General features: G+C 64.6%; 12 protein-coding genes. 10 read left to right on the forward strand and 2 right to left on the reverse strand.

Going from position 1 to position 11434, the window contains the following annotated elements; translation table 11 throughout:
• Positions 1-48: 48 nt before the first annotated feature.
• The 5 genes from denD to HZB49_RS06670 all read left to right on the forward strand — a co-directional run bounded on the left by denD (position 49) and on the right by HZB49_RS06670 (position 5511).
• Positions 49-1035 (forward strand): D-erythronate dehydrogenase, encoded by a 987-nt coding sequence (gene denD, locus HZB49_RS06650; RefSeq protein WP_291609710.1) that lies wholly within the window; start codon positions 49-51, stop codon positions 1033-1035.
• Positions 1036-1051: 16 nt separating this feature from the next.
• The gene (locus HZB49_RS06655) at positions 1052-1987 is read left to right on the forward strand and encodes a sugar kinase (RefSeq protein WP_291609711.1); all 936 of its coding nucleotides are present in this window, start codon (positions 1052-1054) and stop codon (positions 1985-1987) included.
• Positions 1984-2634: a bifunctional 4-hydroxy-2-oxoglutarate aldolase/2-dehydro-3-deoxy-phosphogluconate aldolase gene (eda, locus tag HZB49_RS06660; RefSeq protein ID WP_291609712.1), complete on the forward strand. Its 651-nt coding sequence runs from the start codon at positions 1984-1986 to the stop codon at positions 2632-2634. Before HZB49_RS06655 ends, eda begins: the two co-directional genes overlap by 4 nt.
• 53 nt (positions 2635-2687) lie before the next feature.
• A complete protein-coding gene (locus tag HZB49_RS06665) occupies positions 2688-3857 on the forward strand; it encodes an acetyl-CoA acetyltransferase (protein ID WP_291609713.1) in 1170 nt (389 codons plus the stop codon).
• Positions 3858-3972: 115 nt separating this feature from the next.
• Positions 3973-5511 carry an AMP-binding protein gene (locus HZB49_RS06670; RefSeq protein WP_291609714.1) on the forward strand — a complete coding sequence of 513 codons (1539 nt, stop codon included), beginning with the start codon at positions 3973-3975 and terminating at the stop codon, positions 5509-5511.
• A gap of 57 nt (positions 5512-5568) precedes the next feature.
• Here HZB49_RS06670 and HZB49_RS06675 read toward each other — a convergent pair whose 3' ends face one another.
• Both HZB49_RS06675 and HZB49_RS06680 read right to left on the reverse strand, forming a co-directional pair.
• Complete coding sequence (locus HZB49_RS06675; RefSeq protein WP_291609715.1) at positions 5569-5865, reverse strand: DUF1488 family protein; 297 nt, start codon at positions 5863-5865, stop codon at positions 5569-5571.
• The gene (locus HZB49_RS06680) at positions 5862-6041 is read right to left on the reverse strand and encodes a hypothetical protein (RefSeq protein ID WP_291609716.1); all 180 of its coding nucleotides are present in this window, start codon (positions 6039-6041) and stop codon (positions 5862-5864) included. Before HZB49_RS06680 ends, HZB49_RS06675 begins: the two co-directional genes overlap by 4 nt.
• Before the next feature lie 332 nt (positions 6042-6373).
• Here HZB49_RS06680 and HZB49_RS06685 point away from each other — a divergent pair, with 332 nt between their 5' ends.
• The 5 genes from HZB49_RS06685 (at position 6374) to HZB49_RS06705 (ending at position 11346) form a co-directional block, all read left to right on the forward strand.
• Positions 6374-7579 (forward strand): CoA transferase, encoded by a 1206-nt coding sequence (locus tag HZB49_RS06685; protein ID WP_291609717.1) that lies wholly within the window; start codon positions 6374-6376, stop codon positions 7577-7579.
• A gap of 9 nt (positions 7580-7588) precedes the next feature.
• Positions 7589-8755, forward strand: a complete 1167-nt coding sequence (locus HZB49_RS06690) for an acyl-CoA dehydrogenase family protein (RefSeq protein ID WP_291609718.1) — start codon at positions 7589-7591, stop codon at positions 8753-8755.
• An 86-nt stretch (positions 8756-8841) separates the two neighbouring features.
• Positions 8842-9978 (forward strand): thiolase family protein, encoded by a 1137-nt coding sequence (locus HZB49_RS06695; RefSeq protein WP_291609719.1) that lies wholly within the window; start codon positions 8842-8844, stop codon positions 9976-9978.
• Positions 9975-10334 carry an OB-fold domain-containing protein gene (locus HZB49_RS06700; RefSeq protein WP_291609720.1) on the forward strand — a complete coding sequence of 120 codons (360 nt, stop codon included), beginning with the start codon at positions 9975-9977 and terminating at the stop codon, positions 10332-10334. The genes HZB49_RS06695 and HZB49_RS06700 overlap by 4 nt, the downstream gene beginning before the upstream one ends.
• A gap of 484 nt (positions 10335-10818) precedes the next feature.
• On the forward strand, positions 10819-11346 hold the full coding sequence (locus HZB49_RS06705) for a carboxymuconolactone decarboxylase family protein (protein ID WP_291609721.1): 528 nt from the start codon (positions 10819-10821) through the stop codon (positions 11344-11346).
• The last annotated feature ends 88 nt before the right edge of the window (positions 11347-11434 follow it).

Raw genomic sequence — 11434 nt, forward strand, 5'->3', positions numbered from 1 at the left:
TGCCGCGATCGATGCGTCCAGGTCTCGAGAATAACAAGGAGTAGGGTCTTGCACGTTCTGATCCTCGGTGCGGCCGGCATGGTCGGCCGCAAACTGACCGAGCGCCTGCTGCGCGACGGCCGCCTGGGCAACCGCGAAATCACGGGCATGACCCTGCAGGACGTGGTCGCGCCGGAAAAGCCGGCGAAGGCGCCGATGCCGGTGAAGGTAGTCGCCTCCGACTTTGCCGATGCCGGGGCTGCCGCAGGCCTGCTCGCCGACCGGCCGGAAGTGATCTTCCATCTCGCCGCCATCGTCTCCGGCGAGGCCGAAGCCGAGTTCGACAAGGGCTATCGCATCAATCTCGACGGCACACGCTATCTAATCGAGGCGATCCGCCATGCCGGCGGCGGCTACAAGCCGCGCCTGGTCTTCACTTCCTCGATCGCCGTGTTCGGCGCGCCGTTCCCGGAAAAGATCGGCGACGAGTTCTTCCATACGCCACTGACCAGCTACGGCACCCAAAAGCTGATCTGCGAGCTCCTGATCAACGACTACACCCGCAAGGGCATGCTGGAGGGCATTAGCATCCGCCTGCCCACCATCTGCGTCCGCCCGGGCAAGCCGAACAAGGCGGCCTCCGGCTTTTTCTCCAACATCATCCGCGAGCCCTTGGCAGGGCAGGAGGCGGTGCTGCCGGTCTCCGAGGATGTCCGCCACTGGCACGCCACGCCGAAGTCGGCGGTGGGCTTTCTCGTCCATGCTGCCACCATGGATCTTTCCACCGTCGGCGCACGCCGCAATCTCTCCATGCCGGGCCTGTCCGTCACCGTCGGCGAGCAGATCGCAGCACTCGAGCGCGTTGCCGGCAAGAATGTCGTCTCCCGCATCAAGCGCGTGCCCGATCCCGCCATCATCAGCATCGTCGATGGCTGGCCGCGCAATTTCTCGACTGACCGTGCGCTGAAGCTCGGCTTCACCACTGCCGAGAAGACGTTTGACGACATCATCCGCATTCATATCGAGGATGAGCTCGGCGGCAAGTTCGCCGCGTAACTTTCGCGAGCCGATCATGGCAAAGGTCGCATGCATCGGCGAATGCATGATCGAGCTGCGGCAAGCGCCCGGCGGCCTGTTCTTGCGCGGCTTCGGCGGCGATACGCTGAATACGGCGGTCTACCTGGCGCGCCTCGGCTTCGCGACCGACTACATCACGGCGCTCGGCGATGATACCCTGAGCGACGAGATGATCGCAGGCTGGCAGGCCGAAGGCGTCGGCACGGCGCGGGTCGCGCGTCTCAAGGGCAAGCTGCCCGGCATCTACATGATCGAGACCGACGCCAGGGGGGAACGAAAATTCTTCCACTGGCGCGAGAACGCGGCAGCGCGACAGCTGATGGATTTGCCGGAAACTGGCGCTATCCTGCAATCGCTTGCGGGCTACGACATCGTGTATCTCTCCGCGATCACGCTCTCGATTTACGATGAGGCGGGACGGACGCGGCTGTTCGCGGCGCTGAAGGATATTCGCCGGCGCGGCGTACGTGTTGCCTTCGACACCAATTTCCGCGCTCGCGGCTGGCCGGATCTGGAGACCGCGCGCCGCGTCTACGTGCAGGCTTTCGAGGCCGCCGACATCGCGCTCGCCTCGACGGAGGATCTGTTGCCGCTGTATTCCGGCGACAGCAGCGACGGCTTGCTTGCGCGCATCGCCAGCCCCGAGGCCGTGCTGAAGCTTGCCGAACCCGCCAGCATCGTTCGCTTCGGCGGCGCACGCCACGAGGTGAGGGCGGAGCCTCTGACCAAACCCGTCGTCGACACCACCGCCGCCGGCGACAGTTTTGCGGCAGCCTATCTCGCCGCGCGCCTCGGCGGCGCCGATCCCCTGGCGGCCGCCGGTGCGGGGCACGATCTCGCCGGCGTCGTGGTGTGCTATCCCGGGGCGATCATTCCCCGCTCGGCGATGCCGCCTGCCGGCACGCCCAAGTCGCGCAAGGCTTCAAAATGACTGCGTTACCGAGACAGGCGAAACTGGCTGATCTCTTCAGGCAGGCGGTGGTAATTCCCGTCCTGACCATCGAGAAGGTGGAGCACGCTGTGCCGCTGGCGAAGGCGCTGGTGGCGGGCGGGGTGCGCACGCTGGAAGTCACGCTGCGGACCGATGCCGCGGTCGCCGCGGCGAAGGCGATCATCGCCGAAGTCCCCGACGCCATCGTCGGCATCGGCACCATCCTCAATCCCGCCGACCTCGATCGCGCCCGCGCCCTCGGCGCCAAATTCGGCATCAGCCCCGGACTGACCCCCGAGCTGCTGAACGCCGGCGCCGCCAGCGATCTGCCCTTTGCGCCCGGCATCGCCACCGCCTCTGAGCTGATGCAGGCGCTGGCCGCGGGCTTTGACGTGGTCAAATTCTTCCCGGCCGAGCAAGCCGGCGGTATCAAGGCACTGCGGGCTCTGGCCGGCCCGTTCCCGCATGTCCGCGTCTGCCCGACCGGCGGCATCGGCGAGGCCAATGCCGCCGCGTGGCTTGCCGAGCCCAACGTGCTCTGCGTCGGCGGCTCCTGGCTGTGCCCGGCGGCCGATATCCGTGCCGGCAACTGGGCCGGCATAACCGCCATGTGCGATTCCGCTATGAAATCGCTGAAACCGGCGTGAAGTCCGCCTGCCGATAGGCTAAATATCCACCCGACCAATTCAGGGAGAACGCCATGACTGCCAGCATCGTAGGGTGGGCGCACACGCCCTTCGGAAAGTTCGACGCCGAGACCGTCGAAAGCCTCGTCGTGAAGGTCGCCAACGAGGCGCTGGCCGATGCCGGCATTGCGGCCTCCGACGTCGACGAGATCGTGCTCGGCCATTTCAACGCCGGTTTCTCGCCGCAGGACTTTACCGCCTCGCTGGTGCTGCAGGCCGATCCGGCACTGCGCTTCAAGCCGGCCACCCGCGTCGAAAACGCCTGTGCCACCGGTTCGGCCGCCGTGCACCAGGGCATCCGCGCCATCGAATGCGGCGCAGCCAAGGTGGTGCTGGTGGTCGGCGTCGAGCAGATGACGCGCACGCCCGCGGCCGAGATCGGCAAGAACCTCTTGAAGGCCTCGTACCTGCCCGAAGACGGCGACACCGTCGGCGGCTTTGCCGGCGTGTTCGGCAAGATCGCGCAGAGCTATTTCCAGAAATATGGCGACCAGTCCGACGCGCTCGCCATGATCGCCGCGAAAAATCACAAGAACGGCGTCGCCAATCCCTTCGCCCAGATGCGTAAGGATTTCGGCTTCGAGTTCTGCCGCGCCGAGAGCGAGAAGAACCCCTATGTCGCGGGTCCCCTGAAGCGCACCGACTGCTCGCTGGTGTCGGACGGCGCCGCGGCGCTGGTGCTGACCGATGCCGAGACCGCCAAGACCATGGGCAAGGCGATCAACTTCCGCGCCACCGCGCATGCCCAGGACTTCCTGCCTATGTCCAAGCGCGACATTTTGCAGTTCGAGGGCTGCACGGTGGCCTGGCAGCGCGCACTGCAAAAGGCGGGCGTCACGCTTTCCGACCTCTCCTTCGTCGAGACCCATGACTGCTTCACCGTTGCCGAGCTGATCGAATATGAAGCGATGGGCCTGACGCCGAAGGGGCAGGGCTTTCGCGCCATCAAGGAAGGCTGGACCCAGAAGGACGGCAAGCTGCCGGTCAATCCGTCTGGCGGCCTCAAGGCCAAGGGCCACCCGATCGGTGCCACCGGCGTCTCCATGCATGTGATGACCGCGATGCAGCTCGCAGGCCAGGCGCCCGAGGGCATGCAGCTTCCGAACGCCAAGCTCGGCGGCATCTTCAACATGGGTGGCGCGGCGGTGGCCAACTATGTCTCGGTGCTGGAGCCCGCGAAGTAGGTGATTTCGTCATGGCCGGGCTTGACCCGGCCATCCATGTCTCCTTTACGCTGCGAGCAAGGACGTGGATGCCCGGGTCAAGCCCGGGCATGACAGCTATTCTGGGGCGACAGCGATGAACATCGCCGAATGGCTGGCGGCAACGGCGCGCGCGCGGCCCGAGGCGCCGGCGCTGCTGACCGGCTTCGAACGCGATGCCGACTACAGAACCTTTGCGCGGCGCGCCGCTTCGCTCGGCGCGGCGCTGGCGCGCGATCACGGCATTTCGCCCGGCGACCGCGTCGCGCTGTTTGCGGGCAATTGCACCCAATATCTCGAATGCCTCTACGGCATCTGGTGGATCGGCGCGGTCGCCATTCCCATCAACGCCAAGCTGCACGGCCGCGAGGCCGCCTGGATTTGCAGCAATGGCGGCGCCGGCCTTGCCTTCGTCTCCAGCGACACCATTGGCGCGCTGATCGAGGCAAGGGACGATCTGCCCTCCGGCATGAAGATGCTGTCGGTCGACAGCGACGACTACGGCAAAATGCGAGGCGGCGAGGGGCCGCCATCGCCGCTGGAGCGCGAGGACGACGATCTTGCCTGGCTGTTCTACACGTCAGGCACGACCGGCCGGCCCAAGGGCGTGATGATCAGCCACGGCAATCTAGTGGCGATGTCGCTGTGCTACATGGCCGACGTCGATCACGCGACGCCGGAGGACGCCGCGCTCTATGCCGCGCCGATCTCGCACGGCGCGGGGCTCTACAACTTCCCGATCACGCGCATGGGCGGCCGGCATGTCGTGCCGGAAAGCGGCGGGTTCGATCCAGATGAGGTGCTCAATCTCGGCCGCCAGCTCGACAATGTCGTGATGTTCGCTGCTCCCACCATGGTGCGGCGGCTGGTCGATGCTGCGAAGAAGCGCGGCGAGAACGGCGAGGGGCTGCGCACCATCATCTATGGCGGCGGGCCGATGTATCTCGCCGATATCCGGGATGCCATCGCCACCATGGGCCAGCGCTTCGTGCAGATCTACGGCCAGGGCGAGTCGCCAATGACCATCACGGCGCTGAGCCGTGACTGGCACCGCCGCACCGAACATCCGCGCTATCTCGAACGCCTTACTTCCGTAGGCACGGCGCAAAGCGTTATGCGCGTTCGTATCACGGACAAGGACGGCAACCCGCTGGCCGCGGGCGAGACCGGCGAGGTCGAGGCCAAGGGCGCCGCCGTCATGCTCGGTTACTGGAACAACCCCAAGGCCAATGCCGAGACGCTCAAGGACGGCTGGCTGCGCACCGGCGACGTCGGCCGCCTCGACGAGGACGGCTTCCTCACGCTCTCCGACCGTTCCAAGGACGTTATCATCTCCGGTGGCACCAACATCTATCCGCGCGAGGTTGAGGAAGCCTTGCTGACCCATCCCGACGTCCGCGAAGTCTCCGCCATCGGCGTGCCCGACCCTGATTGGGGCGAGATCGTCGTCGCCTGCGTCGTGCTGGAAAAAGGCGCTGTCGCGGATGACGGCAAGCTCGATGCCCATTGCCTGGCGTCGATTGCCCGCTTCAAGCGTCCGAAGCGCTACGTCTATCTCGACGCGCTACCGAAGAACAATTACGGCAAGGTGCTCAAGACGTCGCTCAGGGAGATGATGAAGAAGCAGGAAGGTTGAGAGCGCAGCTCGTAGGGTGGGCTTTGCCCACCCTACTTTTCTATCCGCCAGCGCGCGCTACTCGCGAAAATCGATGCTGCGCAGGACAATGCCGGGAGGCTTGCCCTCGAATGGCCCCCCGTTCTGGAACTTGCGCGACGCGCACTGTTCAATCCGGTCGCGCAGCCTGAGGAATTGTTCCTCGCGGAGGTCGTCCTTGGTCCACGGCACCTGTTCCATCTGGTCCATGGCGTGGTTGCTGATGGCGCAGGGAATTTCGTTTTCGCCGTCCTTCATGGAAAACAGCATGACCATCCGGCGGAATTCGAATCCAATCATGGCGCCGCGTTCGAGCATCAGGTTTGTTCCGATCATCGTCGTTTTTTAGCCGGGGGCGGATTGATCTCGGCGATTCTGCGGAGGCAATCGGCTTCGGAATCATGGGGACCCGAAACGAACGTGCCGCTGACCTTTGTCGAGTACCAGCCGGACAGGACGCCGAGCCGAAGCGCCTCGTCAGTCTTGACGTGGCGCGGCGAGAGATTTTGCATCTGGTTGCTTTCTGTTGGGATGCCGGCGGCGTGCAAACGCCCTGGGTCGGCTTCGATGTCGGCGCGATTGGTGTCGGTGTGCGCCCTTTCCCGGCAAATAGCTATCGCTTTCTCCCGAATTGCCGCAATCCATAACCCCTACCGGGAGTTTGAATTCTCAGGGGCGCAATTGCGCCCCATAGCGCGCGCCAAGGGGTGCTCCCCCGGAATGAGGGTGCCCTGCATAACCCCATACCCCCGGCGCAGCTTGATCTTGGCCGAGCGCTGCCGTTACTTGGCCAGACAAGCAAGATCGCGGCGCAAAATACCGCCGACCGGGAGAAATCGCGCAGATGGGACCGCTGAATGGCATCAAGGTCATCGACATGACCACCGTGCTGATGGGGCCTTACGCGACCCAGGCGCTCGGCGACTACGGCGCCGACGTCATCAAGGTGGAATCGCCTGACGGCGACGTGACGCGGCAGATCGGGCCGACCCGGCATCCCGGCATGGGGCCGGTGTTCCTCAATACCAACCGCAGCAAGCGCTCGATCTGCCTCGACCTGAAAAAGCCCGCCGGCCGCGACGCCGTGTTGCGGCTGATCAGGACGGCGGACGTCCTGGTCTACAATGTGCGCCCGCAGGCGATGGCGAGGCTGCAGCTTGGCTACGACGTCGTCGCAAAGATCAATCCGCGCCTGATTTACGCCGGCGTATTCGGTTTCGGCCAGGACGGCCCCTATGCCGCCAAGCCCGCCTATGACGATTTGATTCAGGGCGCCACCGCGCTGCCGGCGCTGATGGCGCAGACCTCGGAGGACGGCGTGCCGCGCTATGTGCCGAACGCGCTGGTCGACCGCATCGTCGGCCTCACCGCCGTCGGCGCGATCTGCGCCAGCCTTGTGCACCGCGACCGCACCGGGCAGGGGCAGCGCGTCGACATACCCATGTTCGAGACCATGGCGAGCTTCGTCATGGGCGACCACATGGGCGGGCTCACCTACGATCCGCCGCTCGACAAGGGCGGCTATGCCCGCCATCTGTCGCGCGACCGCCGGCCCTACAAGACCTCCGACGGCTACATCTGCGTCATCGTCTACAACGACAAGCAGTGGGAGAGCTTCTTCGCTGCTACCGGCCGCGCCGACCTGCGCGACGACCCGAGATTTGCCAGCTTCGCCGGCCGCGCCGGCAATATCGACCATGTCTATGCCGAGCTCGCACGCATCCTCGAGACGAAGTCGACCGCCGAGTGGATGGATATCCTCACCCATGCCGACATCCCGGTCATGCCGATGCACGATCTCGAGAGCCTGCTCTCCGATCCGCACATGGTGGCGACCGATCGCTTCCCCGTGGTCGATCATCCGACCGAGGGAAAAATCCGCAGCATGAAGGTATCGGCGAACTGGTCGGAAACCCCGGTCGAAACCCCGCGGCTGGCGCCGCGGCTCGGCGAGCACTCGGCCGAGGTGTTGCGGGAGGCCGGCTATTCCGGCGACGAGATCGCAGCGATGGTGCGCGACGGCGTCACCAGAACTGCGGCAAGCAGATAGGATCACAAGATGGACTTCGCGCTCTCCGCCAACCAGGAATCGATCAAGGATGCCGTCGGCAAGATCTGCTCGCGCTTCGACGACGCCTATTGGTTGAAAAAGGACAAGGAGGGCGGCTTCCCCGCCGATTTCCACATGGCGCTGGCCGATGCCGGCTGGCTCGGCATCTGCATCCCCGAGGAATTTGGCGGCTCCGGCCTCGGCATCACCGATGCCGCGATCATGATGCGGACGATTTCGGAATCCGGCGCCGGCATGTCGGGGGCGTCGGCGGTGCACATGAACGTGTTCGGTCTCAATCCCGTGGTCGTGTTCGGCAGCAAGGAGCAGTGCTACCGCATGCTGCCGGGAATCGTCGACGGCCGCGACCGTTCCTGCTTTGCGGTGACCGAGCCGAACACCGGCCTCAACACCACGCAGCTGAAAACGCGCGCGGTGCGCAAGGGCGACAAGTATATCGTCAATGGCCAGAAGGTCTGGATCTCCACCGCGCAGGTCGCCAACAAGATCCTGCTGCTGGCGCGCACCACGCCGCTGGAGGCGGTGAAGACGCCGACGCAGGGGCTGAGCCTGTTCTACACGGACTTCGACAAGCAGCGCGTCACCGTGCACGAGATCGAGAAGATGGGCCGCAAGCCCGTCGATTCGAACGAGCTGTTCTTCGAGAATTTCGAGATTCCGGTCGAGGATCGCCTCGGCGAGGAGGGGCGCGGCTTCGAATACATTTTGCACGGCATGAATCCGGAGCGTATCCTGATCGCGGCAGAAGCCGTCGGGCTCGGCATGGTCGCGCTGTCGCGCGCCTCGGGCTATGCCAAGACCCGCATCGTCTTCAATCGCCCGATCGGCATGAACCAGGCGATCCAGCATCCCCTTGCCAAGAACTGGATGGAGCTGGAAGCCGCCTGGCTGATGGTGCTGCGCGCCGGCTGGCAATATGACCAGAACATGCCCTGCGGCCCCGCCGCCAACTCCGCAAAGTATCTCGCCGCCGAGGCCGGCTTCCGCGCCTGCGAGCAGGCCGTGATGACCCATGGCGGATTCGGCTATGCCAAGGAATACCACGTCGAGCGTTACCTGCGGGAATCCCTGATCCCCCGCATCGCCCCGATCTCGCCGCAGCTCATTCTCAGCTTCATCGGCGAGAAGGTGCTGGGCTTGCCGAAGTCGTATTGATGCAAACCGAAATCTCTCCATCGTCATTCCGGGCCTGCGCCTTACGGCGCATCCCGGAATGACGCGGGGAGGGAGTGTGCCAAACCATGAGCTACATCACCGGCGTCGGCCTCACGTCCTACGGCAAGCACGAAGGCTCGAACTCGCTCGACCTCATGAGCAAGGCTGCTGCGCTTGCCATTGCCGATGCCGGGCTGAAGCGCGCCGATATCGACGGGCTGCTCTGCGGCTACAACACGGTCTCGCCGCACATCATGCTCGCCACCGTCTTCGCCGAGCATTTTGGCCTCCGGCCGAGCTACGCCCATGCCGTTCAGGTCGGCGGCGCCACCGGGCTCGCCATGACCATGCTGGCGTATCACCTCGTCGATAGCGGCGTAGCAAAGCATGTGCTGGTCGTCTCCGGCGAGAACCGGCTGACCGGCCAAAGCCGCGACGCCTCGATCCAGGCGCTCGCCCAGGTCGGCCATCCCGACTATGAGGTCTCGCTCGGGCCGACCATCCCCGCCTATTACGGTCTCGTCGCCTCCCGCTACATGCACGAATACGGGCTGACCGAGGAGGATCTCGCCGAATTCGCCGTGCTGATGCGCGCGCACGCCTGCACCCATCCCGGTGCCCAGTTCCATGAACCGATCACCGTTGCCGACGTGATGGCCTCGAAGCCGGTGGCGATGCCGCTAAAGCTGCTCGACTGCTGCCCGGTGTCGGATGGCGGCGCGGCCTTCATCATCAGCCGCGAGCCGACCGGAGCTGCAGGCATTCGCATCCGCGGCTGCGCGCAGGCGCATACCCATCAGCATGTCACGGCCGCGCCGGCACTCAGCGAGCTCGGAGCCGAAATCTCCATTGCCAAGGCCAAGACAGCTTCCGGCCTTGCGATATCAGACGTGCGCTACGCTGCGGTCTATGACAGCTTCACCATCACGCTCGCCATGCTGCTCGAAGACCTCGGCTTCGCCGGGCGAGGCGAGGCGGCAGCGCGTGTGCGCTCCGGATACTTCAACCGCGACGGCGAGGTGCCGCTCAACACTCATGGTGGCCTTTTGAGCTACGGCCATTGCGGTGTCGGCGGCGCGATGGCGCATCTGGTCGAAACCCATCTGCAGATGACCGGCCGCGCCGGTAATCGCCAGGTGCGCGACGCCTCGATCGCGCTGTTGCATGGCGACGGCGGCGTGCTGTCGTCGCATGTCAGCATGTTCCTGGAGCGCGTGCGATGAGCGAAAAACTTGCCGACTGGACCAGGGGCGCCGAAGCCATCGTCTATCAGCAGTGCGCCGCCTGCGGCACCCGCCAATATTTCCGTCGCAGCTTCTGCGCTGCCTGCGGGGCCGCAGATCCGCAGGACAAGCAAGCGAGCGGCGAGGGGACGGTCTATGCCACTTCGCTGGTCTGCCGCGCCGCCACGCCGGAGACCAGAGCGCAAGTGCCCTACAACATCCTGCTGGTCGATGCGGCTGAAGGCTTTCGCATGATGGCGCACGGCGACAACGGCCTCGCCATCGGCGACAAGGTGGTCGCGCGGTTCAAGCAATTCGCGGGAAGGCTGGTGCCGCATTTTGAAAAGGTGAGATGAGAATTTTGGAACGTCATTCCGGGGCGATGCGCCAGCATCGAACCCGGAATCTCGAGGTTCCGGGTCTGGTGCTTGCGCACCATCCCGGAACGACAGGAAGTTCATCACCGTACATAGAGCACGACGCTGGCGATGACGAGCATCGCCGTCACCGCCAGCATCTGCGCGAACGCTTCCGAGGCCGCCCTCTTGGTGGCTTCCTTCATGTCTATCTCCCTAGACTTGGGCACGATTCACCGTGGCGCGCCAAGACACACTGTGCCAAGCCACGCAGCGACGATCGTATCGGTTACTCGGAACACCCCGCGACGATGATCCGCCCTTTGATGAGTCCCCACTCAGGCGAATATCGACAGTCCCACGGTCGAATAGTAATGCGGCGGCAATTTGACTCGGTTGTGTTGCTCTGGAGTCGGTCGCCGGATATCGTTTCGGCCGGACGGTAGGCAAAACATCAGGAAACCCAAGGCTAAAGAGGCAGATCATGGCCCGCATCGACTACAGCGATCCCGCAAAGCACAACGAGCGCACCAAGGAGCTGCTCGGCAAGAACCGCAACGCCAACATCTTTCGCATGATGGCGCATTCGCCGAGCTATCTCGAGCAATACTGCCGGCTCGGCGGCGCGATCCGCCACAAGGGCGAGCTCGATCCCGTGGTGCGCGAACTCGCGATCACGCGCACGGGTATCCTGTGCCAGGCGCCCTACGAGATCGTGGCGCACAAGCGGATCGGCAAGAATGTCGGCGTCACCGACGAGCAGAACGAGGCCTTGGAGAACTGGCAGCAGGCCTCCTGCTTCAACGAGACGCAACGCGCCGCGCTCGCCTTCACCGATGAGATCGTCAAGCTGCACAAGCCGACCGATGCGACCTTCAATGCAATCCGCGCCAGACTGACGCCGGCCGCGCTGGTCGAGCTGCAACTCTCGGTCGGTTTCTACATCATGACGTCGAAATTCCTGGAGACATTTGCGATTGACATGCAGCCGGTGACGGAAGTGGTCAGCTGAGCCGATCCACAGAATAAAATCTTTCACCGGCCGCCTTGATCGGTCGCGCGGCAATGGTCCATAAGCGGCGTCCCTGCGGGGTGGTTGG

The organism is Bradyrhizobium sp., from assembly GCF_016219575.1.
GTDB lineage: Bacteria > Pseudomonadota > Alphaproteobacteria > Rhizobiales > Xanthobacteraceae > Bradyrhizobium.